The organism is Aeromicrobium sp. Root495 (assembly GCF_001426755.1).
GTDB lineage: Bacteria > Actinomycetota > Actinomycetes > Propionibacteriales > Nocardioidaceae > Aeromicrobium.
Genome location: NZ_LMFJ01000001.1, coordinates 987,846 through 1,013,852, shown reverse-complemented (window position 1 = coordinate 1,013,852; position 26,007 = coordinate 987,846). Strand labels below are relative to the sequence as shown.

Below are 26,007 nucleotides of genomic sequence, written 5' to 3'. Positions count from 1 at the left end.
CGAGGTCCCGCCTAGCCTCGCGCCATGCCACGCCGCTTCCCCGAACCACACGCAACACCTGCCCCACCAGCACCGCCCACGGCCCCGGCCGCGCTCGTCCAGGCCAGCTTCGAGGAGCTGGGGCGCCTCCTGCACGACGTCACCTTCTGCGTCGTCGACCTCGAGACCACCGGGGCGTCGGCTGCACAGGGCTCCAAGATCACCGAGATCGGGGCGGTCAAGGTGCGCGGCGGCGAGGTCCTCGGCGAGCTCCAGACGTTGGTCAACCCCGACGAGCACATCCCGGCGTTCATCACGGTGCTCACGGGCATCACCAACGCCATGGTGGTCGAGGCCCCGCGCATCGCCGAGGTGCTGCCCAGCTTCCTGGAGTTCGCCCGCGGCACGGTCCTGGTGGCGCACAACGCCCCGTTCGACACCGGCTTCCTCAAGCACGCCGCGGCCGGGCTGGGCATCCCCTGGCCCCGCTTCGAGGTGCTGGACACCGCGGTGCTGGCCCGGCGCGTCCTGCTCCGCGACGAGGTGCCCAACGTCAAGCTCAGCACGCTCGCCCGGCACTTCCGCACCACCGTCACGCCCAACCACCGCGCCCTGGCCGACGCCCAGGCCACCGTCGACGTCCTGCACGGACTCATGGAACGTCTGGGCCCCCTCGGCGTCCACTCCCTCGAGGAGCTGGCCTCGTTCACGTCCAAGGTCACGCCGGCCCAACGGCGCAAGCGGCACCTGGCCGACGGCGTCCCTGACGCCCCCGGCGTGTACCTCTTCCGCGACCGGAACGACAAGGTGCTCTACGTCGGGACCTCCAAGCGCCTGCGCACGCGCGTCCGCACGTACTTCACGCAGGCCGAGACCCGCACCCGCATGGGCGAGATGGTCATGCTCGCCGAGCGCGTCGAGTCCGTCGTGTGCGCCACCGCCCTCGAGGCCCAGGTCCGCGAGCTGCGTCTCATCGCGGCGCACCGCCCGCCGTACAACCGGCGTTCCAAGTTCCCCGAACGGGTCTCGTGGATCAAGCTCACCCGCGAGGTGTGGCCGCGGCTGTCCATCGTGCAGAAGGTGCTCGACGACGACGCCGACTACATCGGTCCCTTCGGCAGCAAGCGCACCGCGGAGGACGCGGTGGCGGCCCTGCACGACGTCTTCCGCATCCGCCAGTGCACGCCCCGGCTGGCCCGCCGGTCGCGTCGAGGAGCGTGCGCCCTGGCCGAGCTGGGGCACTGCCTGTCGCCCTGCGACGGCTCCGCCGACCCTGACGCTTACGCCCAGGAGGTCGTGCAGGTGCAACGAGCCATGACCGCCGACCCCGACGTCGTGGTGCAGGCCGTCCTCGAGCGCATGTCCGAGCTGGCAGGCGCGGAACGCTACGAGGACGCAGCCCGCTGGCGCGACCGCCTCGCCGCCCTGCTGCGCGGCGCGGCCCGCACACAGCGCCTGCGCGAGATCACCACGGTCCCCGAGCTCGTGGCCGCAGCACCGCACCCGCAGGGCTGGGAGGTCCACGTCGTGCGGCACGGGCGCCTCGCCGGGGCCGGCATCATGCCGCGAGGACAGCACCCGCAGGGTTGGGTGGACGCGCTGCTGGCCACGGCCGAGTCGGTGTCGCCCGGACCGGGCCCCGCCCCTGCCGCCACCCACGAGGAGACCGAGCTCGTGCTGCGCTGGCTCGACACCCCGGGCCTGCGCATGGCGCGCGGCTCGTGGCACGCACCTCTCGCCAACGCAGCCCGACACCTCGACCTGCTGCCTGCGCGGGACACCGCCACTAGGCTGGGTGCGTGATCACCGCCATCGTGTTCGTGCAGACCGAGGTCGCCACGATCTCGCAGACCGCCGAGGCCATCGCCGCCATCGACGGCGTCAGCGAGGTCTACTCCGTCACCGGGGACCTCGACCTCGTCGCCATGGTGCGGGTGCGCGAGATCGACGACGTCGCCTCGGTCGTCGCCGACCAGGTCAACCAGGTACCGGGCGTGCTCTCCACCCAGACCCAGATCGCGTTCCAGACGTTCAGCCAGCACGACCTCGAGGACGCCTTCTCCATCGGGCTCGACTGACGCACCCGCCAGCCGGCCTCCTCAGGCCGGAGGGGCGAGCCGCTGGGTCGTCGCGGCCCAGCGCTCGAGGACGCCGGTCGCTGCGCCGGAGTCGATCGACTCCGCCGCCACCGCGATGCCCTCGGCGAGCCGGTCCTCGAGCGAGGCGCCCCCCTGGTCGAGTCGGTGCGCCGCGATGCCGGAGCCGGCGTTCAGCAGCACGGCGTCGCGGGCCGGCCCGTGCTCGCCGCCGACGACCCGGCGGAACACGTCTGCGTTGAAGGCGGCGTCGCCACCGCGCAGGGCCGAGATGGGCGACGTCGGCAGACCGAGTCGCGTGGGGTCGACCACGTGCTCGGTGACCTCTCCCCCGGTCGCGAGCCACACGTGGCTGGTGGTGGAGACCGTGAGCTCGTCGAGGCCGTCGTCGCCACGGAACACCAGCGCGTCGGTGCCGCGGCCGGCGAACACGCCGGCCATGAGGGGGGCCATGGCCGCGTCGGCGCAGCCCACCGCCATGGCCGCGGGCTGGGCCGGGTTGGTGAGCGGGCCCAGGAAGTTGAACGGGGTGGCGATGCCCAGCTCACGCCGCGGGACGGCGGTGTGCCGGAACGACGCGTGGAACACGGGCGCGAAGCAGAACGTGATCCCGGCGCCGTCGTAGACGTCGATCACGTGGTCGGCGGCCACGTCGAGGCGGATGCCCAGCGCCTCGAGGACGTCGGCGGACCCACTCTTGCTGGAGGCCGCTCGGTTGCCGTGCTTCACCACGCCGATCCCCGCGCCCGCGATCACCACCGCCGACATCGACGAGATGTTCACGGTCTGCGCCCGGTCGCCGCCCGTGCCGACGATGTCGACGACGCGGTCAGCCACCTCGAGGTGGCGGGCCTGCTCGTACATCGTGTCGGCCAGGCCGGTGAGCTCGGCGACCGTCTCGCCCTTGGCACGCAGCGCCACGGCGAAGCCGGCGATCTGCACCGGGGTGGCGTCGCCCGCGAGGATCTCGCGCATCGCCCACGCCGTGGCGTCGGTGGAGAGGTCCGTGCCCGCGACGAGCGTGGAGAGGACGTCGGGCCAGGTGTGGGTCATGACTCGGAGCCGCTCAGGCCGCCGCGACGACACCGCGCGCCAGCGCGATGACCGTCTCGGCGAGCCGCAGCGGGTCGATGGGGTGGGGCAGCGCAGCCTCGGCGCGCGACCACGTGGCCAGCCACTCGTCCTGCGGCCGTCCGGTGAGCACCAGCACGGGAGGCGCCTGGAAGATCTCGTCCTTGATCTGGCGCGCGATGCCGAGACCGCCCACCGGGACCGCCTCGCCGTCGAGGATCACCAGGTCGGGACGTCCGCCGGGACGCTTGCCGTCGAGGTGCTGGAGCACGACCGGCTCCGTGGCGCACTCGATGTACTCGAAGGCCGGAAGGTCCGGGTGTGGCCGGGCACCCAGGGCGGCGAGGACGGCGGCTCGGACGTCGCGGTCGTCGCTGTAGACGAGAACGCGCAGGGGTGGGTGCTGACTCACGATCGAATCGTACATAATGATCGCGTGGCGACTACTTCCGTGATCCCGGCTTCTCGACTGCACGGCACCGAGGGACGACCCTCCATGGTGACCGTGGGAACCATCGTCTGGCTGTCCAGCGAGCTCATGTTCTTCGCGGGCCTCTTCGCCGCGTACTTCACGATCCGCAACGTGACGCCGGAGCTGTGGGCCCAGGAGACGCAGCTCCTGAACATCCCCTTCGCGACGGCCAACACCACCATCCTGGTGCTGTCGTCGTTCACGTGCCAGTTCGGCGTCTTCGCCGCTGAGCGCGGACGCGCCGGCCGGACCGGCACCCTGCTGCAGATGGGCAAGTGGGGCATGCGTGAGTGGTTCATCCTCACGTACATCATGGGCGCCATCTTCATCGGCGGTCAGGCCACGGAGTACGCCGAGCTGGTGCACGAGGGCCTCACCATCCCGTCCTCGGCCTACGGCTCGCTCTTCTACCTCGCCACGGGCTTCCACGGCATCCACGTCGTGGGTGGTCTCATCGCGTTCCTGCTCGTCATCGGACGAACCTTCGCGGCTCGTCGATTCACCCATGAGCAGGCCATCTCGGCCATCGTGGTCTCGTACTACTGGCACTTCGTGGACATCGTGTGGGTGGGGCTCTTCGCCACCATCTACCTCATCCGCTGACCAAGGCTCACCTAATCTCAGCGTCCACGGCCCGCGCCGCGTACGCTGTCTTCACCTGACCAGGAATGAGGTTCTCGGTGCGGAAACTGTCCACCAGACGCCGGCATCCACTCGCTGGATTCGTCGTGCTCATGCTCGCCCTCATCGTCGTCGGCGGCGGCGCGTACGCCGTCCAGACCACAGCGTTGTCCCCCGCCTCGGCCGCGGACGACACCACGTCGTCGCGTGAGCTCGATGCGGGACGCCAGCTGTTCCTCATCGGCTGCGCCAGCTGCCACGGCGTCAACGCCCAGGGCATCGGCACCAAGGACGACAAGAACTACGGCCCGACGCTCATCGGCGTCGGAGCGGCCGCCGTCGACTTCCAGGTCGGCACCGGACGCATGCCCATGGCGCAGTCCGGCCCGCAGGCCCCGCGCAAGACCCCCGAGTACGACGCCGAGGAGGTCCGGCAGCTCTCCGCGTACATCGCGTCGCTCGCACCCGGCCCCTCGATCCCCTCCTCGGAGGACACCGACTACGAGGCCGCGAGCACCGAGGACGTGCGTGAGGGCGGCGAGTTCTTCCGCACCAACTGCACCGCGTGCCACAACTCGGTCGGCGCCGGCGGCGCCCTCCCGGACGGCCGCTACGCCCCCAAGCTCGACGGCGTCAGCGCCAAGCACATCTACGAGGCCATGCTGACCGGTCCGCAGCAGATGCCCGTCTTCGGCGACAGCGTCATCACGCCCGAGGACAAGCGCAACGTCATCGCCTACATCAAGGCCGTCCAGGACCAGCCCAACTACGGCGGACTCGCCGGCGGTGGCCTCGGCCCCGTCGTCGACGGTCTGTTCACCTGGGTCGTCGGCATCGGCGTGCTGGTCGGGTTCGCCATCTGGATCGGCGCCCACGGAGCGAGAGTGAAGAAGAAGCGATGAGCGAGCGTCAGCGAGCGAACCACCAGTCCCTCGGCGCACGGTCTTCGTATTCTTGCGCCCCTTCCACGGAGGCCGTGCGATGAGCGAGATCGAGCGGCCCGACGACCACGACGGTCAGGAGATCGAGCCCACCGAGCCGATCCAGGACCCGGGTCTCCCGGAGCACCAGTACCGACCGCAGGACGTCGACGAGTCGCAGGCCCGTCGCACCGAGCGCCAGATCGCGCTCATGTTCGTCACGGCCGCGGCCCTGGCCCTGGTGTTCTGCGTCTCGTACGTCGTGATCGACAAGGACCAGACGTTCCTCAACTGGTCGGCCCAGAACTTCGCCCTCGGCGCCTCCCTCGGTGGGGCCCTGCTCCTCGTGGGCATCGGCATCATCCAGTGGGCCAAGAAGCTCATGTCGGACCACGAGATGGTCGAGTACCGCCACTCCGCAGCCTCCGACGAGGACGACCGCGTGGCCGTGCTCGAGCAGATCAACGCCGGCGTCGAGGAGTCGGGCATCCAGCGTCGCCCGCTGCTGCGCAACACCCTCATCGGCTCCATGGGCTTCATGGCCCTGCCCGTCGTGTTCCTGCTCGGCGACCTGGGCCCGCGCCCCCACAGCCAGCGCTTCACGGTCTGGAAGAAGGGCATGCGGGTCGTCGCCGACGTCTCCGGTGCCCCCATCAAGCCCTCCGACCTCGAGGTCGGTGAGCTCGTCAACGGCGAGCCCGCCGTCCTGTTCGAGGAGGACGAGACCGGCGAGCGCATCCTGCACGGCACCGAGGCGCTGCAGGCCAAGTCCAAGGCCGCCGTCATCATCGTGCGCATGCGGCCCGAGGACATCACGCCCAGCAAGGGCCGTGAGAACTGGAACGTCGACGGCATCCTCTGCTACTCCAAGATCTGCACGCACGTCGGCTGCCCCATCAGCCTCTACGAGCAGCAGACGCACCACGTGCTGTGCCCGTGCCACCAGTCCACCTTCGACCTGGCCGACAACGGGAAGGTCATCTTCGGACCTGCTCACCGTCCGTTGCCGCAGCTCCCACTCGGCGTAGACTCCGAGGGATACCTGATCGCCATGAGCGACTTCCCCGAGATCGTCGCTCCCAGCTACCCAGAGCTCGCACGTGACCAGAAGAAGCTGGACAAGAATTCATGAGCGCTTCCTTCACACCCGTCCAAGAGACCGCCCTCGGCAAGAAGGCCGGTGGACCCGTCGAGTGGCTTGACGACCGCCTCGGCCTGGCCGGCCTCGCCAAGAAGAACCTGCGCAAGGTCTTTCCCGAGCACTGGTCGTTCATGCTCGGCGAGATCGCCCTGTGGAGCTTCGTCGTCCTCCTGATCACCGGAACGTTCCTGACGTTCTGGTACCAGCCGAGCATGGCCGAGGTCACCTACAACGGCACGTACAAGCCGTTGAACGGCCTCGAGATGTCGCTGGCGTACAAGTCGACGCTCGACATCTCCTTCGACATCCGCGGCGGGCTCCTGCTCCGTCAGATCCACCACTGGGCCGCCGCGCTGTTCGTGGCCGCGATGATGGTGCACATGCTCCGCGTGTTCTTCACGGGTGCGTACCGCAAGCCGCGTGAGATCAACTGGCTCATCGGTGTCGGCCTCCTCGCGCTCGGCATGATCGAGGGCTTCGCCGGCTACTCGCTCCCCGACGACCTGCTGTCGGGCACCGGCCTCCGCTTCGTCGACGGCCTGGTGCGCAGCGTGCCGATCGTCGGCTCGTACCTGGAGTTCTTCATCTTCGGTGGCGAGTTCCCCGGCGACGAGATCATCCCGCGCCTCTACATGGCGCACATCCTGCTCATCCCGGCGCTCATCCTGGGCCTGATCGGCGCTCACATGCTGCTGCTGATCTACCACAAGCACACGCAGTGGCCTGGCCCCGGACGCACCGAGAAGAACGTCGTCGGCTACCCGATGCTCCCCGTGTACGCGGCCAAGGCCGGCGGATTCTTCTTCGTCGTCTTCGGCTTCACGGCGCTCATGGGTGCTCTCATCCAGATCAACCCGGTCTGGGCGTACGGCCCCTACAACCCCTCTGAGGTCACCGCCGGATCGCAGCCCGACTGGTACATGGGCTTCTCCGAGGGCATGGTGCGCCTCATGCCCAACTGGGAGTCCACGTTCTTCAACTACACGTGGAGCTGGAACGTCGTCATCCCCGGCATGGGCGGACTGGGCCTCGTCTTCACGTCGCTCGCCATCTGGCCGTTCCTCGAGAAGTGGGTCACGGGCGACAACCGTGAGCACCACCTGCTCGAGCGTCCGCGCAACGCGCCCACGCGCACGGCGCTCGGCGTCGCAGCCATGACGGCCTACGGTGTCGGCTGGATCGCCGGTGGCAACGACATCATCGCCACCAAGTTCCACATGGACATCTACGCCATCACGTGGGTCCTGCGATTCGGGTTCTTCATCTTCCCGGTCATCGCGTTCCTCATCACGAAGCGGATCTGCATCGGTCTGCAGCGTGCCGACGCCAACCGCATCCTGCACGGCTACGAGACTGGCGTCCTGGAGCGCACGCCCGACGGCGGCTACTCCGAGCGCCACGCTCCCCTGCCGGTGGCGGAGCAGTACACCCTCACGGCCCACGAGCGCGTGCCCGTCCTGGAGGCGCCGGTCCAGACCGACGTCAACGGGGTCGACGCGCCGCACGGTCGCAAGGAGAAACTGCGGGCCAAGGTTCGCGAGTACTGGAACCGGGACACGCTCGACAAGCCCACCGTCGAGGACGTGCACCACGCCGAGGAGCACCTGGGACACCACGACGGTCACCCGATCGCCCTGGGCGAGGACTTCCAGGGTGTCTCCGAGACCGGTATCCCCCGGCAGCACTAGTCACCATCGCGCCGAACGGCCCGCCTCCTTCCGGAGGCGGGCCGTTCGTCTGTCTGCACTCCCCCGCGGCCGGCCCGCGCCCGGCCGTCGGGGCGGTGACCTGGCGCACGTCTCGACCGACCCCAGCGCCGGGCGGTGACCTGGCGTCCGTCTCGACCCGACTCCGGCCGCCGGGAGGTGACCTGGCGTCTGTCTGGACCGACCCCGGCCGCCGGGCGGTGACCTGGCGTCCGTTCGCGCCTCCCGAAGCCGCCAGAACGGACGCCTGCTCACCGCCCCCCGGCGAGAGGGCGCGCTCGGCAGCCCACCGGTGCCCGCCACGCCCCGCAGTGCCCTGGCCGGTCGGGCGGTGGCTCAGCGTCCGTTCACGCAGGTTCCTGGACATGAGACGGACGCCACGTCACCGCCCGACGGCATCGCCCCCACCGAACGGACGCCAGCTCACCGCCCGACGGCAGCGCCCCCACCGAACGGACGCCACGTCACCGCCCAACGGCATCGTCCCGGGGAACGGACGCCACGTCACCGCGGCCCGACGGGGGTGGTGGAGGGGTCAGCTGATGGCGGGGTCGGACTGGAGGGCGGAGCCGGCGACCCAGCGCTTCCAGGACGTGTTCCAGTCGGTCCAGCCGTTGCGGTCCTCGAGCGGGCGGGTGCTGCCGACGAACTTCACGATGTCGCCGCGCTGCGAGCGGGAGTAGAGCCACGACGCGTTGGCCGTGCTCATGCCGGTGCAGCCATGGCTCACGTTGGCGTTGCCCTGCGACGCGACCGACCACGGGGCGGCGTGGATGAACTCACCGGAGTTGGTGAGACGCATGGCCCAGCGGACGTCCTTGATGTTGTAGTAGCCCGGGTCCGTGGAGTCGACGCCCGTGGTGGCCGCGTCCATGTCGACGGAGCTGAACTTCTCCATGATCACCTTGGTGCCCTCGCGGGTCTGGTGCGTGGCGTCGCCGGTGGAGACCGGGATGGTCCGGACCTTCTTGGCGTCCTGGTACAGCGTGAGGGTGTGCTTCTTGATGTTCACGATGCTGATCATCTTGGCGCCGGTGCGGAAGGTGAGGTGCTGGTCCTGCTGGCCGTAGATCCCGTCGCCGGCCGGAAGGCTGTTGAGGTCGAGGTCGACCTTGATCGTGCTGCGCGCGGGCCAGAAGGTCTTGGGACGGTAGTGCGCCTCGCGGTCGGACAGCCACGACCACGAGCCGGCGACGTCCTTGCCTGCGACCCGCACGCGCATGTTCTTCTCGTAGAGCGCACGATCCTTGACGGCGACGTCGAAGGTGACGATGACCGGCATCCCGACGCCGACCGTCTCGCCCTTGAGCGGCGCGACCGACGGGTAGGTCTGCTGAGCGAGTGTGAGGTCGGCCGTACGGAACGTGCGGACGAGACGCTTGGACTTGCCGTCCTCCCCCACGGCCTTCACGCCGAGCCGGTAGGACGTGCCGGGCTCGAGGCGCTGGGTGGCCTTCCAGGTGCCGTCGGCGCCCTCGCCGGCGACCTTCGTGCCGTCGGCGGCCGTCAGGTTGGAGACGGTGACCTTCCCGTGGAAGGCGGTGACCGAGACGAGCGTGGACACGTCGAGCGCGTCGGCGCCCTGCTTCACGTTGGTGGTCAGCCGCACGGGCAGCGACTCCTCGTCGTCGCCCGTGATGGTCTTGGGCGAGCAGCCCACCAGCAGGGACGTGCCGAGGCCGACGCAGAGACCGGCTCCGAGGAGCGTGCGGACGGGGCGGGGAAGACTCACTTCGTCATTCTACGTGCCCGTCGGGCAGGATCCCGACCGACGCGAGAACTCGCGGCCGGTCGGTGCCCCTCAGGTCAGTGCGCGTGGATGCCGCGGTAGTACTCGAAGATCCAGCCCCACAGCGCCACCGCACCCAGGCCGACACCGATGATGAAGAGCCACCAGCCGATGACGACGCCCAGGACGCAGATCGCGAGCATGGAGGCGCAGACGAGCGGCCACCAGCTGTAGGGCGGGAAGAAGCCCTGCTCGCCCGCACCCTCGGCGATCTCTCCGTCGGCACGGTCCTCGGGACGCGGATCGATCTGTCCGGCCACGACGTAGAGGTAGAAGCCCAGCAGGGCGCACAGCAGGAACGTCATGACGAGGGCCGTCGTGCCGGTCCAGTCGTTCGTGAGCACCCAGTAGACGGGTGCGATCAGGAAGAAGAAGATCCCGCAGGAGACGATGGTCCAGAACTCGGACTTCATGGCTCAGTGATCCTTCTCGTCGGAGTGGCCGGCGGTGCCGTCGATGTCCTCGTGGTCCGTGCCCCGCTCGGGGGTGGCGTCGTCGATGGCCTCGGACTTGCCGTTCACGTTGGGCGCATCGGCGAAGATCGAGTCCTCGTCGGGATTGTGCAGGAGCTCGAGCTCGGCGATCTCCGGGTGGTGGAGGTCGAAGGCAGGGCTCTCGGACCGGATGCGCGGCAGCGAGTGGAAGTTGTGGCGCGGCGGCGGCGAGGACGTGGCCCACTCGAGCGAGCGGCCCCAGCCCCACGGGTCGTCGAGTCCCACGAGGGGGCTCTTGCGCGACTTCCACACGTTGTAGAAGAACGGCAGCGTGGAGGCGCCCAGCAGGAAGGCTCCGACGCTCGAGATCTCGTTGAGCGTGGTGAAGCCGTCGGTGGGGCTGTAGTCGGCGTAGCGACGCGGCATGCCCTCGACACCCAGCCAGTGCTGGACGAGGAACGTGAGGTGGAAGCCGACGAACAGGAGCCAGAAGTGGATCTTGCCGAGCTTCTCGTCGAGCATGCGCCCGGTGAGCTTGGGCCACCAGAAGTAGAAGCCCGCGAACATCGCGAACACCACCGTGCCGAACACCACGTAGTGGAAGTGCGCCACCACGAAGTAGGAGTCCGAGAGCTGGAAGTCCAGGGCCGGCGAGGCCAGGATGACGCCCGTCAAACCACCGAAGAGGAAGGTCGTGAGGAAGCCCAGCGCGAAGATGAGGGGGGTGTCGAAGGACAGACTTCCGCCCCACAACGTGCCGATCCAGTTGAAGAACTTCACGCCGGTGGGCACCGCGATGAGGAACGTCATGAAGCTGAAGAACGCGAGGTCGACGGCGCCCGTGACGAACATGTGGTGGGCCCAGACCGCGACCGAGAGGGCGGCGATCATGAGCGTGGCGCCCACGAGGCCGACGTAGCCGAAGATGGGCTTGCGCGCGAAGACCGGGAGGATCTCGGTGATGATGCCGAAGAACGGCAGCGCGATGATGTAGACCTCGGGGTGGCCGAAGAACCAGAAGAGGTGCTGCCACAGGATCGGGCCGCCGTTGGCGGCGTCGAAGACGTTGGCCCCGAGGCGTCGGTCGGCCTCGAGGGTCAGGAGGGCCGCTGCGAAGATCGGGAACGCGATGAGCACGAGCATGCTCGTGACCAGGGTGTTCCAGACGAAGATCGGCATACGGAACATGGTCATGCCGGGCACGCGCATGCAGAAGATCGTGGTGACGAAGTTGACCGCACCGAGAATGGTGCCGAGGCCCGACATCCACAGGCCCATGACCCAGAGGTCACCGCCGACACCGGGGGAGTTGACCGAGTCCGACAGCGGCGCGTAGGCGAACCAGCCGAAGCTGGCAGCGCCGCCGGGCACGAAGAAGCCGGAGACCACGATCGTGGAGCCCATCAAGTACAGCCAGTAGCTGAACATGTTGAGGCGCGGGAAGGCGACGTCGGGCGCACCGATCTGCAGGGGCATGATCGCGTTGCCGAAGCCGAAGAACAGCGGCGTGGCGAACATCAGCAGCATGATCGTGCCGTGCATCGTGAAGGCCTGGTTGTAGGCCTCGTCGCTCAGGAGCTTGGACCCTGGCTGGGCCAGGTTGGCGCGGATGGCCAGAGCCAACACACCGCCGATCAGGAAGAAGACGAACGACGTGACCAGGTACATGTTGCCGATCACCTTGTGATCGGTGGTCGTCAGGACCACGACGACCTTCTCGCCCAGCGTGCGCTCGCGCGTGGCGGTCCGCTCGCGCACGTCCTCGAAGGATGCTGTGTTCGTCATCAGCCCTGCTCTCCGTCCTTCTCGAGGCCTGCGATCTCGCGAGCCTCCTTGGCACCCTTGGGTGCCCCGACGTCGCCGTCGGCCTGGAGCTGCTTGAGGTGCGCGTCGTACTCGGCACGGCTCACGACCTTCACCTTGAAGATCATCCGCGAGTGGTACAGGCCGCAGAGCTCGGCACAGCGGCCCGTGAAGGTGCCTTCACGCGTGGGCGTGAGATCGAAACTGTTCTGTCGGCCAGGGACGACGTCCATCTTGAAGTAGAACTCCGGGACCCAGAACGAGTGGATGACGTCGGGCGACATCAGGTTGAAGCGCACCGACTCGTCGACCGGGAGCCACAGTTCCGCTGGCTTCTCGGGGGTGCCGACGTCGAAGACGTCCGTGCCGGTGGTGGCCTTCTCGTCGACATAGTTGAAGGCCCACTGCCACTTGGAGCCGACGACCTCGATGGTGTGGTCGGGGTTCTCCACCTTGCGGAGCATCTCGTTCTGCGCCGTGACGGTGTGGAAGAAGAACACGGCCACGATGATGACCGGGGCGATCGTGTAGAGCGCCTCGATGGGCAGGTTGTACCTGACCTGCGAGGGGATCTCGTCGTCGCTGCGGCGGCGGTAGCGCACCGAGGCGTAGACGATGAGACCGAACACGAGAAGAAAGATCACCAGGACGGCGATCCAGCTTCCGAGCCACAGGTCCCACATCGTGTCGGTGCGGTCGCTCGCGGCGATGGGCAGCGCGAGGCGCTTGATGTCGTGGTCGTCGACCGGCGAGCATCCGCTCAGGCCGAGCACGGCGGCAACAGCGGCGAAGATCGCCAGCTTCTTCCGGGCCACAGGGCGCCTTTCTCCTACGTACCGTCCGGTCACAGGACAGTGATCACAAGACAGCAGAACATTACCTCGGAGCCTTCGCCGAGGACAGACTTAGGTTGCCCTTGGTTCACGCGAGCGCCAACGCTGCGCCGACCTCGTCGGCAGCGGCGCTGCCGTACGTGGCGCCGAGCCGCTCCAGGAATCCCTCGCGCGTCAGCACGTACTCCTGCGTGCCCTTGGTCTCGACGACGCTGGCGGCGATGGTGCAGCCCACCTGGGCCGAGCGCTCGTGGTCGAGACCGGCCGCGACACCGGCGAGGAAGCCGGCCCGGAAGCTGTCGCCGACACCCGTGGGGTCGACGGCCACGACGCCGTTGATGGCGCCCACGTGCACGGGCTCGCCGTCGGCCGGGTAGACGGAGACGCCGTCCTTGCCGCGCGTGACGACGCGCGTGCCCACGTGGGCCTGCACCTCGTCCTCGGTCCAGCCGGTCTTCTGCTGGATGAGCGCGGACTCGTAGTCGTTGCTGAACAGGTAGGCCGCTCCGTCGATGAGCTGGCGGATGAGGTCGCCGTCGGCCCACGCGAGCTGCTGCGAGGGGTCCGCCGCGAACGGGATGCCGTGCTCGCGGCACGTCTGGGTGTGGCGGAGCATGCCGTCCGGGTCGTCGGGGCCGACGAGCACGAGGTCGAAGTCACTGCCGACCTGGAGGATGTCGATGTCGCGGGCCTCGGACATGGCGCCGGCGTAGAACGTGGCGATCTGGGCGAGCGCCGAGTCCGTGGTGCAGACGAAGCGGGCCGTGTGACGCGTCTCGGAGACGAGCACGCCGCTCGTGTCGACGCCGGCCGACTCGAGCCAGCCGCGGTACTCGACGTCGAAGTCCTGGCCGACCGCGCCCACGAGGACGGGACGGTGGCCGAGCTTGCCGAGGGCGAAGCTGATGTTGGCGGCACAGCCGCCGCGGCGCACGTCGAGGTCCTCGACGAGGAACGACAGGGCGATCTTGTCGAGCTCCTCGGGCACGAGGGAGTCGGCGAACTTGCCCGGAAAGGTCATCAGGTGGTCGGTCGCGATGGAACCGGCGATGGCGAGATGCACGTGGTGAACGATAAGCCAAGGCCCCCTGCTTGCGCAGGGGGCCTTGAAGAGTGTGATCTTTCTCAGCGCGCCGGAGCCGGTGATCGGTCCGGGCGCCGAGGACTCAGTGGAACGAGTCGCCGCAGGCGCACGAACCCGTGGCCATGGGGTTGTCGATCGTGAAGCCCTGCTTCTCGATGGTGTCGACGAAGTCGATCGTGGCGCCGTGCAGGTACGGCAGGCTCATCCGGTCGACGACGACGTTGACGCCGTCGAACTCGCGGATCTCGTCGCCGTCGAGCGAGCGCTCGTCGAAGAAGAGCTGGTAGCGCAGGCCGGAGCAGCCGCCGGGCTGGACCGCGATGCGCAGGGCCAGGTCGTCGCGGCCCTCCTGCTCGAGCAGGCTCTTGACCTTGGAGGCGGCGCCGTCGCTCAGCGTGATGCCGTCCGCGGGCTTCTCGGTCTGGATCTCGACGGGGGTCGTCGTGCTGTCGACGCTCATGGTCATCTCCATGTCTGATGTTCTGGGTCTGGTCGTCCAGGTCAGGACGAGTGGTTCAACATCGCTCTGCGTGGATCTGTTCCCATCCTACGCGGAGTCTCCCGGCGACCAAGTCCGAGCGACGCGCTCGGCGAGTGCGGCCAGGGCCTCGTAGGGGCGGGCGAGCGACTGCTCCTCCCCCACGAGGTCGACGGCGGCGTAGGCGGACTCCACGCCCATGGCCCGCATCTCCCGCGCTCCGACCGTGACGCGTCCGGCCAGCGCGATGCAGGGGCGCGCCGTGGCCGCAGCCACCGTGGCCACGCCGTGCACGACCTTCCCGCTGCGGGACGTGTGGTCGTAGGTGCCCTCGCCCGTGATCACGAGGTCGTTCTCCCGGCACGCCTCGGCCAGCCCCACGGCGTCCGCCACGAGCGACACGCCCGGGACGACCTCCGCGCCGAGCAGGAGCAGCGCGAACCCCAGTCCGCCCGCCGCGCCGGCACCCTTGGCATCGGCCGCCCGACGCTCGGCGGGCGTGGGTCCGCACGCGGCCACGACGAAGGCGTCGAGCAGGCCGTCGACCTCGATGACCTCGGGGTCGGACAGGCCCTTCTGCGGGCCGAACGTCTTGGTGGCGCCGAACATCCCCAGCAGCGGCACCTCGACGTCGGTGGCGGCGACCAGGCGCACACCCTCGACGCGGTCGAGGGCCGGCCCCAGCAGGACCGAGGTGACGCCCCGCAGACCTCGGGGACCGGCGTCGAGCGCGACGTCGGAGGTGGCGCCGAGCGCACCGAGCAGACCGGCCCCGCCGTCGTTGGTGCCGCTCCCGCCCAGCCCGACGACCACCGTGTGCGCTCCGGCGTCGATCGCCGCGGCCACGGCCACGCCGACCCCGGCCGTCGTGGCGTCCCACGGGTCGGGCGGGTCGAGCAGGTGCAGCCCGCACGCCTGCGCGGACTCGACGTAGGCGGTGCCTTCGACGTGCAGCAGCGCCACGGGGACGGCAGACCCCGACGGACCGGGGACGGTCACGGCACGGAGCTGACCTCCGAGGGCGGCGTGCAGGGCGTCGACGAAGCCCGGACCGCCGTCGGCGAGCGGGATGGCCGTGAGCACGTCCGCAGGGGCCGTGCGGGCCCACCCCTCGATGATGGCCTGCGCGGCCTGCGGCGCCGAGAGCGTCCCGGCGAACTTGTCGGGCGCGACGAGGACCCTCACAGCGCCGTCAGGCCAGGTGCTGCTCGGCGGCGGCCAGGAGGACGCACGTGGCGAGCCCGTCCATGGCCGTGCGCAGCTCCTCGAGCGAGGGCAGCGTGGGAGCGATGCGGATGTTCCGGTCGCGGGGGTCCTTGCCGTACGGGAAGGAGGCGCCGGCCGGCGTGAGGGCGATGCCCGCGCCCTTGGCCAGCTCCACGACCCGGCTCGCGGTGCCGTCGACGACGTCGAGGCTCACGAAGTAGCCGCCCTTGGGCTCGGTCCACGTGGCGACGTCGTGCCCCCCGAGCCGCTCGCGCAGGATCTCCAGCACCGTCTCGAACTTGGGGGCGATGATCTCGCGGTGACGGTCCATGAGGGCGTGGACGCCGTCGACGTCCTGCAGGTACCGGGCGTGCCGCAGCTGGTTGATCTTGTCGGGGCCGATGGTCCGCTTGCCCACCTGGGCCAGGTACCAGTCGATGTTGGCCTGCGACGAGCCGAAGAAGCTCACGCCGGCTCCGGCGAACGTGATCTTGGACGTGGACGCCAGGACCCAGGGGCGGTTGGGGTTCCCCGAGGCCGAGCACAGGCCGACGATGTCGGCCGTCTTGGTGCGCTCCTCGGTGAGGTGGTGCACGGCGTAGGCGTTGTCCCACACGATGCGGAAGTCGGGCGCGGCCGTCTCGAGCGCGGCGAGCTCTGCGGCGACGTCCTCGCTCACGACGGCGCCCGTGGGGTTGCCGTACGTGGGGACGAGCCACATGCCCTTGACGGCGGTGTCCTGGACGGCCTCCCGCACGGCGGCCATGTCGGGGCCGTCGTCGTTGAACGCCACCGGGATCATCCGGATGCCGTACTGCTCGGTGATGGCGAAGTGACGGTCGTAGCCGGGCACGGGGCAGATGAAGGCGACGTCGTCCTCCTGCGACCAGGGCCGCGGCGAGTCGGGCGTCCCCTTGAGCAGGGAGAAGACCACGAGGTCGTGCATGATCGCGAGGCTCGCGTTGTCGCCCGCGACGACCTGGCCCACCGGGACGTTCATGATCTCGGCGAAGATGCCCCGCAGGTGCGCGTTCCCGAGGAGCCCGCCGTAGTTGCGCGTGTCGGTGCCGGTCTCGTCGCGGAAGTCCTGGCCCGGGAGGTCGAGGAGCGCGTTCGAGAGGTCGAGCTGCTCCGGCGACGGCTTCCCCCGGGTGAGGTCGAGCGTGAGGCCCGCCTCCTGCAGCGCGCGGTAGCGCTCGCCCTGCTCGTCGTGCAGCGTCTGGACCTGGTCGCGGGAGAGGTTGTCGAAGCTCACAGGTCCAACCTAGCCGGGCTCAGGACCCGACGGACAGGCCTGGGGCGTCCCACACCGCGAGCCAGCGCTCGAGTGCCTTCTCGACGGGGAGGTCGCCCTCCACGACGGTCTTCACCTGGAGCTCCACCGCGTTGTCACGGCGTCGTCCGGCCACCGGGACGAAGGGGTAGAAGGTGCCCTGCTTGAAGAGGTAGACGAGGGCGGCCGGGCCACCGTCGCCCGTGGTGAGGTTGATCGTGCTGCAGAGCAGCGACGCTCCGAAGCCTGCGTCCATGAGTGAGCTGTTCACCGCGTGGAGGTCGGCGACGAGAGCCGTGGCGTCTCCCCCGCCGGCGCTCGTGGGTCGCGAGACCGTGAGCCATCGGAAGCCGTGCGCGTCGTCCACGAGGTCGACGGTGGCCGTGGTGTCGGTGCCGATGACGAGCTCGGCCTCCTTGATGACGGCGTCGTCGCTCGTGCCGTCGACGTCGCGGAAGCACACCGCTCCGGAGCCCGTGGCCGTGATGCCCGCCGTGGCGAGCGACAGGACCGCCTGCGGCACGGCGAAGAGGTCGTCGAGGTTGGCCTGCGGCGGCTTGGTGCGTCCGAGCAGCGAGTCGAGGAGACCCATCAGGCCTCCGACAGCTCGGCGCCGACCTTGGCCAGGTTGGCCAGGCGCTGCTCGAGCGGCGGGTGGGTGGAGAAGAGCGCGGCGGCGCTGTTGCGGCTGAACGCCGGGATGATGAAGAACGCGTTGAGCGCCTGGGCGTCGCGCAGGTCGGTCTGCGGGATGCGGCTCATGTCGCCGGAGATCTTGGTGAGCGCCGAGGCCAGCGCGGACGGACGACCCGTGAGGAACGCGCCGCTGCGGTCGGCGCTCAGCTCGCGGTAGCGCGAGAGGGCGCGGGTGAGCAGGAAGCTGATGAAGTACACCGCCATGCTGATGAGCAGCACGACGAAGAACGGGATGCCACCGCCGTTGTTGTCGCGGTTGCGGTTGCCGCCGAACAAGCCGCCCAGGTAGAAGCCCCAGCGCGAGATGAAGCCGGCCAGGATGGCGAGCGACGACGCGACCGTCATGATCGAGACGTCGCGGTTGGCCACGTGCGCGAGCTCGTGCGCCAGGACGCCCTCGAGCTCGTCGGCGTCGAGGCGCTGCATGATGCCGGTGGTGACGCACACGACCGAGTGGTGGGGGGTGCGGCCGGTGGCGAATGCGTTGGGGACGTCGGTGACGGCCACCGCGACGCGCGGCTTGGGCATGTCGGCGAGGATCACGAGCCGGTCGATCATGGCGTGGAGCTCGGGCGCCTGGGTCGGCGAGACCTCCTGGCCCCCGATGGACTTGAGGGCGAGCTTGTCGGAGAAGTACCACTGGCCGAACGCGAACCCGACGGCCACGATGATGCCCAGCACGGCGCTGCTGGTGGCGTAGATCAGGGCGACGGCGAACGCGACGTAGAGCGCTCCGAGGCCGAGGCCGACCCCGCCCATGCGCAGGCTGAGTCCGTGGTCAGGGCGAAATCTGCTGCGGGCCATCGTGATCACCATCAGTGGGAGGAAGGGTCTTGTCGTCCATGCTGCCATCGGCGAGCAAGGCGTCGAAGCGACGCGCCTCCGCGTCCTCGGCCGACTCGCCGGCCCGACGGATGATGCCCTCGGAGGCCAGCTCGTCGACGGCGTCGGCCTGGGCCTCCAGCTCGCGGGTGTGCCGCTCGGCCTCGCTCATGCGCTGGTTGACCTCGCTGAGGTCGGAGCTGATGCCCGAGCCGGCGTCGTTGAGCTCGACGCGGGCGGTGGCCGCCGTGTGCCGGGCCGTGAGCGTGTCCTTGCGGATGCGGAAGTCCTCGATGCGTCCCTCGAGGTCGGTGGCAGCGCCGACGAGACGTGCCTCCTCGGCCTGGAGCTGCGCGTGCTGCTGCTGGAGGCCCGAGACCCCCTCCTCGAGCGTGAGCTTGCGCGTGAGGGCCGCGCGGGCCGCGTCGTCGTCGCCCCGCTCGACCGCCGAGCGGGCCTGCACGTCGACGTCGGCGACCTGCTGGCGCAGCTGCGCCAGCCGCACCTCGACGCGCTTGCGGCTCGTCGTCACGTCGGCCACGCCGCGGCGCACCTGCTGCAGCGTGGCGAGGTGCTTGCGGTACGTCTCGTCGAGCGACGTCTTGAGGTCGTCGACTCCCCCTGCCCGACGTGACCTGAAGATCTGCCGGACGCGTTGACCCATGCCCATGTGGCCAGCCTACGGCGAGCCCACTTGTAGGGTGACGGCGTGAGTGACGAGACGGGCAAGGGTCGCAAGACGCCGAGCCGCAAAGAGGCCGAGGCCGCACGCAAGGCAGCGCTGAGGCCCACGACCGACCGCAAGGTGCAGGCCAGGCGCGACCGCGAGAAGCGGGCCGCCCTGCGCGAGAAGCAGCAGGCCGCCCTCAAGGGCGCCGGCGACGACAAGTTCCTGCCCGTGCGCGACCGCGGTCCCGTCCGCCGGTTCGCCCGCGACTACGTCGACCGTCGCCGCAACGTCGCGGAGTACCTGCTCCCCATCCTCGTGCTCGTGCTCATCGCCAGCCTGTTCCCCGGCGCGAGCGCCATCGTGGCGTTCGGCTGGGCGTTCACCATCGTCGGAACGGCGCTCGACGAGGTCGTGCTCGTGCGCGGGCTCAAGAAGGAGCTGAAGGCGCGCTTCCCCGAGACGCCCACCCGCGGTGCCGTGTTCTACGCCGTGCTGCGCTCCTCGCAGCTGCGTCGCTTCCGCCTGCCCAAGCCCGTCGTCGCGCGCAACCAGCCGCTCACCGAGCGCTACTGAGCACGCCGAGCTCTTCGAGATCCTTCGACCAGCCCAGGGAGCGGATCGCCGGCTGAGCCTGTCGAAGCCCTTCGACCAGCTCAGGGAGCGATCAGCGACAAGCTCAGGGAACGATCGGCGAACGGCCCCTCGGCCGGCTCGGGGATGTCGTCAGGACGTGTCTACTGGGGCGCGAGGGACATCGGGCCGTAGACCTCGGTGCCGTCCTCGAGGAGGCGCACCTGCGCGACACCGTCGTCGGCCAGCGCGCCGAACTCCTCACCGATCCACGACTCGGCGTCGCCTCGGTTGTCGAACTCGTCGGAGCTCCCGACGGCAGCTCCGTCGGCGTCCTCGTACGTCCAGGTCCAGGTCATGCGCGCCACCCTAGCCGGACGGCCCGGGCCCCGCAGTCGCTCGACGAACATCGCGGGAGACGATCTCGGGCGGACGCCCCGCTTCCCCGCGGAGCTGGGCTCAGGACGTGGAGGACTGCACGAACGGGGGCTTCACGACGTCGAACAGCTCGAGCCGGTTGCGCACCTCGACGGCCACGACGTCGCCGTCGGTCACGGAGCGGTCGAGCAGCGCCAGGCCGACCCCCTGCTTGCGCGACGGGGAGAACGTGCCGGACGTGAGCTCGCCGACGACCTCGCCGGGCTCGCCGTCGGCGAACGCGCGCACCGTCATGCCCGGACGCGGGATGCCGCGTCCCTGGGCCACGAGACCGCGGAGCAGCGGCACGACCTTCTCCTGGCGCTGACGCTCGAGCGCCTCCTTGCCCCAGAACGTCGGCTTGTCCCAGCCGACGGCCCAGGCCGCGCGCGCCATGACCGGGCTGATCTCCGCCGACAGCTCGTGCCCGTGCAACGGGTAGCCCATCTCGGTGCGCAGGGTGTCGCGGGCGCCGAGCCCGCACGCCGTGATGCCGTGTGCTTCGCCCGCGGCCATGACCGCGTCCCAGACCGCCACCGCGTGCTGGGAGGGGACGACGAGCTCGTACCCCTTCTCCCCCGTGTAGCCGGTGCGGCACACGGTGACGTCGGCGCTCGTGCCGCCGCTCTGGACGACTCCGTCGGCGAACGACATGTAGCCGTGCTCGACCGGCACGCCGAGCGCGTCGAGGACGTCGTCGCTGGCCGGGCCCTGGACGGCGAGGATCGCGTAGTCGCGGTGCAGGTTGGTGACCTCGATGCCCTCGGGCGCGGCCTCGGCGAGGCGGCGCACCACCTCGGCGGTGTTGGCCGCGTTGGGGATGAGGAAGACCTCGAAGTCGCTGCGCAGGTAGGCGATGAGGTCGTCGACCGTGCCGCCGTCCTCGTCGCAGCACAGCGTGTACTGAGCCTTGCCCGGGACGATGCGTCCGAGGTCGTTGGTGAGCGTGGCGTTGACGAAGTCGGCCGCGCCCGCACCCCGCACGAGGGCTTTGCCGAGGTGGCTCACGTCGAAGAGACCCACGCGCTCGCGCACCGCGGTGTGCTCGGCCACCACGCTGCCGTACTCGAGCGGCATGGACCAGCCACCGAACTCGGCGAGCTTGGCGCCGAGCTCGAGGTGGCGGTCGTGCAACGGGGAGCGGAGGAGATCCATGGCGTCAACCTATCGAGCGGCGCGAGCAGTCCGCGACCGCGTGGATAAGGTGGGCGTCATGGCTTCTGTGTCCGTCAGCACGTCCAAGCCCACCACGGCTCGCGCCGACGCCCTCCTGCTGGGCGTGCGCACCGACGACGACCTCGGGGAGTTCGCCGATGCCCTGCGCGCCGTCGGATTCACCGGCGAGAAGGACCAGGTGGCCGTCGTCCCGGCGGGCGACCTGGCCAAGGTCAAGGCGGTCGTCGCCGTGGGGCTCGCCGCCGAGCCCACGGCCGAGGACCTGCGTCGTGCCGCGGCCGCCGGCCTGCGGGCCGCACCCAAGGGCACCACGTCGCTCGCGGTGGCGCTCCACCCGGCCGGGGTGGACGAGGTGACCGCCGTCGTGGAGGGTCTGCAGCTCGGCTCCTACCGCTACGACACGTACAAGACGCCCGGCAAGGACGCCGACGGCAAGGACAAGATCAAGCCGCGCATCGACGACTTCACGGTTCTCACGCCGTTCGCGCGCCAGACCACCACCACGACCGCCGCCGAGCAGGCCGACGTCGTGTCCGGCGCGGTGAACCTCGCCCGGGACTGGGTCAACACACCGCCGCGCGACCTGCGCCCGCCGGCCTTCGCCGACTCCATCGTGACCGAGGCGCCCGACAACGTCTCGGTGTCCGTGTGGGACGAGAAGCGTCTGGCCAAGGAGAAGTGCGGCGGCATCCTGTCCGTCGGCCAGGGCTCCGACGCTCCCCCGCGCATCGTGCGGATCACCTACAAGCCGCGCAAGCCGGTCACGCACCTCGCCCTCGTGGGCAAGGGCATCACGTTCGACTCGGGCGGACTGTCGCTCAAGCCGCCCGTCAGCATGCAGACGATGAAGTGCGACATGGGTGGCGCGGCCGCCGTCGTCGCGGCGACGTTCGCCATCGCGCGACTCGGCCTGCCCATCGCCGTCACGGCCTACGCCTGCATCGCGGAGAACCTGCCCAGCGGCTCGGCCACGCGTCCCGGCGACGTCGTCACGATGCGCAGCGGCAAGACCGTCGAGGTGCTCAACACCGACGCCGAGGGTCGGATGGTCCTGGGCGACGGCCTGACCCTGGCGGTCGAGTCCGGCGCCGACCGCATCGTCGACGCCGCCACCCTCACGGGCGCCGCCATGGTGGCGCTCGGCGACCGCACGGCCGCCGTCCTGGGCAACGACGACGACCTGCGCGACCTCGTCCTGGCCGCGGCGCAGCATGCCGGCGAGCCCACCTGGGCCCTGCCCATCACGGAGGAGATGAAGGGCTTCGTCACGTCGTCCAACATCGCCGACCTCCGTCAGATCGGCCCCAAGCCCTACGGCGGGACGCTCTTCGCGGCGGCTTTCCTGCGCGAGTTCGTCGCCGAGGTGCCGTGGGCCCACCTCGACATCGCCGGACCGGCGTTCAACGACGGCGGTGTGCGCGGCTACACGCCCACCGGCGGGACCGGCGCCGGTGTCCGCACCCTCGTGCGGCTCGCCCGCGACCTCGCCGAAGCGTGAGCCTGAAGCCTGCCACCGGCGACGCGCTGACCCAGCTGCTGCGCAGCACCCAGGCCGAGCAGCGGGTCCCTTCGGTGGCCGCTGCGGTGGTCCGTGGCGGCGAGCGCGTCTGGTCCGACGCCGTCGGACACCTCGACGCCCGAGCCGACGGCCCCGTGGCCACCACCGACACGCAGTACCGCATCGGCAGCATCACCAAGACGTTCGTCGCCGTGACCGTGCTCCGGCTGCGTGACGAGGGGCGGCTCGCGCTGCACGACCTCGTCAGCGACCACCTCCCCGAGCTGGCGCACCTCGCGCCCTTCACGGTCGCGCAGCTGCTCTCCCACACGGCGGGCATCCAGGCCGAGACGTCGGGGCCCTGGTGGGAGCGCACGCCGGGCGGGTCGTGGGACGAGCTGCTGGCCGGAGGGATCGAGCAGCGACTCACTCCCGGCACGCGGTTCCACTACTCGAACACCGGCTACGCGATCCTCGGCGAGGTCGTCGCGCGTCTCACCGGTCGGCCGTGGATCGAGGTCGTGACCGACGACGTCCTCACGCCGCTCGGCATGAGCCGCACCACTCCGCGCCCCACCGGCCTCGCCGCACCGGGCCTCGCGGTGCACCCCTTCGCCGACGTCCTCCACCCCGAGCCCGAGCACGACGGCGTCTCCCTGGCCCCGGCCGGACAGCTGTGGTCCACCGCCGACGACCTCGCCCGGTGGGCCGCCTTCCTCGCCGGGAGCACCGGCGACGTCCTCGCTCCCGCCACGCTGCGCGAGATGCTCCACCCCGTGGCCGTCAACGACGTCCCCCGGATCGGCTGGACCGGCGCGCACGCGCTCGGCTGGCAGACGTGGAACGTCGGCGGTCGTCGGTACGCGGGCCACGGCGGCTCCATGCCGGGCTTCCTCGCGGCGCTGCGCGTCGACGTGGAGACCGGCGACGGTGCCGTCGTCCTGGCCAACGCCACCTCAGGTCTCGGCGACGTCGCCTCACCCCTGCTGAGGAGGCTCACCGAGGTCGAGCCGGTCCGTCCCGAGGTCTGGACCGCCGCGCCTGTCCCCGAGGGCGACCTCGACCTCGTGGGCGACTGGTTCTGGGGTCCGTACCGACACACGCTCAAGCTCGAGCCGGGCGGCGGGCTGCGCCTCGGCGAGCCGGGCGAGGGTCGCGGTGCCCGCTTCGAGCGCACCGCCGACGGCTGGGTCGGGCTGGAGGGCTATCACAGCGGCGAGCCGCTCGTGGTGCGCCGCGACGGCGACACGGTGTGGCTCGAGCTCGCGTCCTTCGTCTTCACCCGGACGCCGTACGACCCGTCGGCCGACGTGCCCGGCGGCACCGACACCTGGACCTGACGCCTGCCTCCAGCTGAGGGGCTAGAGCTCGAGGTCGAGCACGCGGGCCGACTGCTCGAGGCGGTCCCAGTCGGTGCGGTCGCCGCCGGTCCGGTCGGGGTGGACCCGCGCCCGGGCCAGGCGGAGCATGCGCTGCAGCTGCTCCGCGGTGGGCTCCCCCGTGACCTCGGAGCCCGAGAGCCGGCTGAGGGTCTCGATGGCCACCTGCTGCGCCGGGGACCGGCGAGCGGCCGGCGGTGCCACCGAGGCACGACCGGAGGAGGAGAACGTGGCCGACGACGGCGGGACGCCACCGTTCTTGCTCACGCGGACGTCGTAGTCGCGCTTGCGCTGCGGGATGCCCACCCGGTTGGTGTCGTAGATGGGGATCCCGGCCTTGCGGGCGAAGTCGGCGGCGTCGCCGGCCGAGCCGATGCGGGTGCGGGTGGACTCGCCGTCGCCCGCGACCAGGAGCAGCGTCATCCGGCTCGTGGAGGTGATGGGCTCGACGTACGCCTCCACACCACGCCGAGCATCGGACCAGGCGCGCAGCCGGTCGAGGTCCTCACGGCGCGTGCGCGAGGAGCCCTGAGCGCCCTTGCGCCGATCGAACAGACCCATGCGCACAGTGTGCCGGACGGGTGATCACCCCGGTGGCAGACCTGACCGACGAAGTGACAAGATGAACAGGTCCACATCTTCACGGGAGGCGACAGTGGCTGACGGCCCTGGGAACAACTTCGACATCGTGATCCTGGGCGGAGGCAGTGGCGGCTACGCGACGGCGCTGCGCGCGGCGCAGCTCGGCAAGTCGGTCGCCCTCGTCGAGAAGGGCAAGCTCGGCGGCACGTGCCTGCACAACGGATGCGTCCCCACCAAGGCCCTCCTGCACGCCGCGGAGGTGGCTGACGCCGCCCGCGAGAGCGGCACCTTCGGCGTCAAGGCCACCTTCGAGGGCATCGACATGCCTCAGGTCAACGCCTACAAGGACGGTGTGATCGGCGGTCTCTACAAGGGCCTGCAGGGTCTCATCAAGGCCGCCGGCATCACCGTCGTCGAGGGCGAGGGCAGGCTCACCGGTCCCAAGACCGTCACGGTCGACGGCCAGGAGTACACCGGCGAGAACCTCGTGCTTGCCACCGGCTCCTACGCCCGCACGCTCCCCGGACTCGAGATCGGCGGCCGCGTCATCACCTCCGACGAGGCCCTCGGCATGAGCGAGGTCCCGGAGAAGGTCGTCATCATCGGCGGCTCGGTCATCGGCGTGGAGTTCGCCTCCGTCTGGCGCTCCTTCGGCGCCGAGGTCACCATCGTCGAGGCCCTCCCCACGCTCGTCCCGCTCGAGGACCCGGCGCTCAGCAAGGCGCTCGAGCGTGCCTTCCGCAAGCGCAAGATCGCCTTCAAGACCGGCACCAAGTTCACCGGCGTCGAGCAGAACGAGAACGGTGTCACCGTCTCGCTCGAGAACGGCGACACCCTCGAGACCGACCTCGTGCTCGTGGCCGTCGGGCGCGGACCGCGCTCCGAGGGCTTCGGCTACGAGGAGCAGGGCATCACCACCGACCGCGGCTGGGTCCCCACCGACGAGCGGCTGCGCACCAACGTCGAGGGCGTCTACGCCGTCGGCGACCTCGTGCCCGGCCTGCAGCTCGCGCACCGCGGCTTCGCCCACGGCATCTTCGTGGCCGAGGAGATCGCGGGGCTCAACCCCCAGCCCGTCATCGACTCCGGCATCCCGCGCGTCACCTACTGCGAGCCCGAGCTGGCCTCGGTCGGCCTCACCGAGCCGCAGGCCAAGGAGAAGTACGGCGACGTCGAGACCTACGAGTACAACCTCGCGGGCAACGGCAAGTCCCAGATCCTCAAGACCGCCGGCACCGTGAAGCTCGTCCGCGAGAAGGACGGGCCCATCGTCGGCGTGCACATGGTCGGG

At 70.1% G+C, this 26,007-nt stretch carries 26 protein-coding genes; 10 read left to right on the top strand and 16 right to left on the bottom strand.

What is annotated here, in order from left to right; translation table 11 throughout:
• Window positions 1-24: 24 nt before the first annotated feature.
• On the top strand, window positions 25-1,782 hold the full coding sequence (locus tag ASD11_RS05165; RefSeq protein WP_082554181.1) for a DEDD exonuclease domain-containing protein: 1,758 nt from the start codon (window positions 25-27) through the stop codon (window positions 1,780-1,782).
• Window positions 1,779-2,057, top strand: coding sequence for an Lrp/AsnC family transcriptional regulator (locus ASD11_RS05160; protein WP_056284177.1), 279 nt, complete (start codon window positions 1,779-1,781; stop codon window positions 2,055-2,057). Before ASD11_RS05165 ends, ASD11_RS05160 begins: the two co-directional genes overlap by 4 nt.
• Before the next feature lie 21 nt (window positions 2,058-2,078).
• Here ASD11_RS05160 and trpD read toward each other — a convergent pair whose 3' ends face one another.
• The gene (gene trpD, locus ASD11_RS05155) at window positions 2,079-3,128 is read right to left on the bottom strand and encodes an anthranilate phosphoribosyltransferase (RefSeq protein ID WP_056284174.1); all 1,050 of its coding nucleotides are present in this window, start codon (window positions 3,126-3,128) and stop codon (window positions 2,079-2,081) included.
• A gap of 13 nt (window positions 3,129-3,141) precedes the next feature.
• A complete protein-coding gene (locus ASD11_RS05150) occupies window positions 3,142-3,558 on the bottom strand; it encodes a response regulator transcription factor (RefSeq protein ID WP_056288421.1) in 417 nt (138 codons plus the stop codon).
• 24 nt (window positions 3,559-3,582) lie between these two features.
• Between ASD11_RS05150 and ctaE the strand changes: the two genes are divergently transcribed.
• From ctaE to qcrB, 4 genes are all read left to right on the top strand, one after another.
• Complete coding sequence (gene ctaE, locus ASD11_RS05145; RefSeq protein WP_442854180.1) at window positions 3,583-4,221, top strand: aa3-type cytochrome oxidase subunit III; 639 nt, start codon at window positions 3,583-3,585, stop codon at window positions 4,219-4,221.
• 65 nt (window positions 4,222-4,286) lie between these two features.
• On the top strand, window positions 4,287-5,141 hold the full coding sequence (qcrC, locus tag ASD11_RS05140) for a cytochrome bc1 complex diheme cytochrome c subunit (protein WP_056284171.1): 855 nt from the start codon (window positions 4,287-4,289) through the stop codon (window positions 5,139-5,141).
• Between the two features lie 79 nt (window positions 5,142-5,220).
• Complete coding sequence (gene qcrA, locus ASD11_RS05135) at window positions 5,221-6,291, top strand: cytochrome bc1 complex Rieske iron-sulfur subunit (protein ID WP_056284169.1); 1,071 nt, start codon at window positions 5,221-5,223, stop codon at window positions 6,289-6,291.
• Window positions 6,288-7,988, top strand: coding sequence for a cytochrome bc1 complex cytochrome b subunit (qcrB, locus tag ASD11_RS05130; RefSeq protein ID WP_056284168.1), 1,701 nt, complete (start codon window positions 6,288-6,290; stop codon window positions 7,986-7,988). Before qcrA ends, qcrB begins: the two co-directional genes overlap by 4 nt.
• A 553-nt stretch (window positions 7,989-8,541) precedes the next feature.
• On the opposite strand, the gene ASD11_RS05125 is transcribed toward qcrB, so the two are convergent.
• From ASD11_RS05125 to ASD11_RS05075, 11 genes are all read right to left on the bottom strand, one after another.
• The gene (locus ASD11_RS05125) at window positions 8,542-9,738 is read right to left on the bottom strand and encodes a L,D-transpeptidase (protein ID WP_056284167.1); all 1,197 of its coding nucleotides are present in this window, start codon (window positions 9,736-9,738) and stop codon (window positions 8,542-8,544) included.
• 74 nt (window positions 9,739-9,812) lie between these two features.
• Window positions 9,813-10,208 (bottom strand): cytochrome c oxidase subunit 4, encoded by a 396-nt coding sequence (locus ASD11_RS05120; RefSeq protein ID WP_056284164.1) that lies wholly within the window; start codon window positions 10,206-10,208, stop codon window positions 9,813-9,815.
• Between the two features lie 3 nt (window positions 10,209-10,211).
• A complete protein-coding gene (ctaD, locus tag ASD11_RS05115) occupies window positions 10,212-12,014 on the bottom strand; it encodes an aa3-type cytochrome oxidase subunit I (protein WP_056284162.1) in 1,803 nt (600 codons plus the stop codon).
• Entirely contained in the window at window positions 12,014-12,847 is an 834-nt protein-coding gene (ctaC, locus tag ASD11_RS05110; RefSeq protein ID WP_082554179.1) for an aa3-type cytochrome oxidase subunit II, read from the bottom strand. The genes ctaD and ctaC overlap by 1 nt, the downstream gene beginning before the upstream one ends.
• A 106-nt stretch (window positions 12,848-12,953) precedes the next feature.
• Complete coding sequence (locus tag ASD11_RS05105) at window positions 12,954-13,928, bottom strand: carbohydrate kinase family protein (protein WP_056284161.1); 975 nt, start codon at window positions 13,926-13,928, stop codon at window positions 12,954-12,956.
• A gap of 103 nt (window positions 13,929-14,031) precedes the next feature.
• Window positions 14,032-14,409, bottom strand: coding sequence for a HesB/IscA family protein (locus ASD11_RS05100; RefSeq protein WP_156464600.1), 378 nt, complete (start codon window positions 14,407-14,409; stop codon window positions 14,032-14,034).
• Between the two features lie 87 nt (window positions 14,410-14,496).
• Entirely contained in the window at window positions 14,497-15,612 is a 1,116-nt protein-coding gene (locus tag ASD11_RS05095; RefSeq protein ID WP_056284159.1) for a glycerate kinase family protein, read from the bottom strand.
• A 7-nt stretch (window positions 15,613-15,619) separates the two neighbouring features.
• The gene (locus tag ASD11_RS05090; protein WP_056284155.1) at window positions 15,620-16,888 is read right to left on the bottom strand and encodes an aminotransferase class I/II-fold pyridoxal phosphate-dependent enzyme; all 1,269 of its coding nucleotides are present in this window, start codon (window positions 16,886-16,888) and stop codon (window positions 15,620-15,622) included.
• A 19-nt stretch (window positions 16,889-16,907) separates the two neighbouring features.
• Window positions 16,908-17,498 (bottom strand): PspA-associated protein PspAB, encoded by a 591-nt coding sequence (gene pspAB / locus ASD11_RS05085; RefSeq protein WP_056284152.1) that lies wholly within the window; start codon window positions 17,496-17,498, stop codon window positions 16,908-16,910.
• Window positions 17,498-18,406: a zinc metalloprotease HtpX gene (gene htpX / locus ASD11_RS05080; RefSeq protein ID WP_056288407.1), complete on the bottom strand. Its 909-nt coding sequence runs from the start codon at window positions 18,404-18,406 to the stop codon at window positions 17,498-17,500. Before htpX ends, pspAB begins: the two co-directional genes overlap by 1 nt.
• On the bottom strand, window positions 18,381-19,094 hold the full coding sequence (locus tag ASD11_RS05075; protein ID WP_056284149.1) for a PspA/IM30 family protein: 714 nt from the start codon (window positions 19,092-19,094) through the stop codon (window positions 18,381-18,383). The genes htpX and ASD11_RS05075 overlap by 26 nt, the downstream gene beginning before the upstream one ends.
• 39 nt (window positions 19,095-19,133) lie before the next feature.
• On the opposite strand from ASD11_RS05075, the gene ASD11_RS05070 reads away from it, so the two are divergent.
• Window positions 19,134-19,667, top strand: coding sequence for a DUF3043 domain-containing protein (locus tag ASD11_RS05070; RefSeq protein ID WP_056284147.1), 534 nt, complete (start codon window positions 19,134-19,136; stop codon window positions 19,665-19,667).
• A gap of 161 nt (window positions 19,668-19,828) precedes the next feature.
• Here the strand turns inward: ASD11_RS05070 and ASD11_RS05065 are convergent, their stop codons facing one another.
• Both ASD11_RS05065 and gcvT read right to left on the bottom strand, forming a co-directional pair.
• Entirely contained in the window at window positions 19,829-20,023 is a 195-nt protein-coding gene (locus ASD11_RS05065; RefSeq protein WP_056288404.1) for a hypothetical protein, read from the bottom strand.
• A 100-nt stretch (window positions 20,024-20,123) separates the two neighbouring features.
• On the bottom strand, window positions 20,124-21,236 hold the full coding sequence (gene gcvT, locus ASD11_RS05060) for a glycine cleavage system aminomethyltransferase GcvT (protein WP_056284145.1): 1,113 nt from the start codon (window positions 21,234-21,236) through the stop codon (window positions 20,124-20,126).
• Window positions 21,237-21,294: 58 nt separating this feature from the next.
• Between gcvT and ASD11_RS05055 the strand changes: the two genes are divergently transcribed.
• Both ASD11_RS05055 and ASD11_RS05050 read left to right on the top strand, forming a co-directional pair.
• Window positions 21,295-22,755, top strand: a complete 1,461-nt coding sequence (locus tag ASD11_RS05055; protein ID WP_056288401.1) for a leucyl aminopeptidase — start codon at window positions 21,295-21,297, stop codon at window positions 22,753-22,755.
• Complete coding sequence (locus ASD11_RS05050) at window positions 22,752-24,095, top strand: serine hydrolase domain-containing protein (RefSeq protein WP_235503242.1); 1,344 nt, start codon at window positions 22,752-22,754, stop codon at window positions 24,093-24,095. The genes ASD11_RS05055 and ASD11_RS05050 overlap by 4 nt, the downstream gene beginning before the upstream one ends.
• Before the next feature lie 21 nt (window positions 24,096-24,116).
• Here the strand turns inward: ASD11_RS05050 and ASD11_RS18480 are convergent, their stop codons facing one another.
• Window positions 24,117-24,695 carry a hypothetical protein gene (locus ASD11_RS18480; protein ID WP_200940089.1) on the bottom strand — a complete coding sequence of 193 codons (579 nt, stop codon included), beginning with the start codon at window positions 24,693-24,695 and terminating at the stop codon, window positions 24,117-24,119.
• 94 nt (window positions 24,696-24,789) lie between these two features.
• On the opposite strand from ASD11_RS18480, the gene lpdA reads away from it, so the two are divergent.
• A partial coding sequence (gene lpdA, locus ASD11_RS05040; RefSeq protein ID WP_235503241.1) for a dihydrolipoyl dehydrogenase occupies window positions 24,790-26,007 on the top strand: 1,218 nt, incomplete at its 3' end.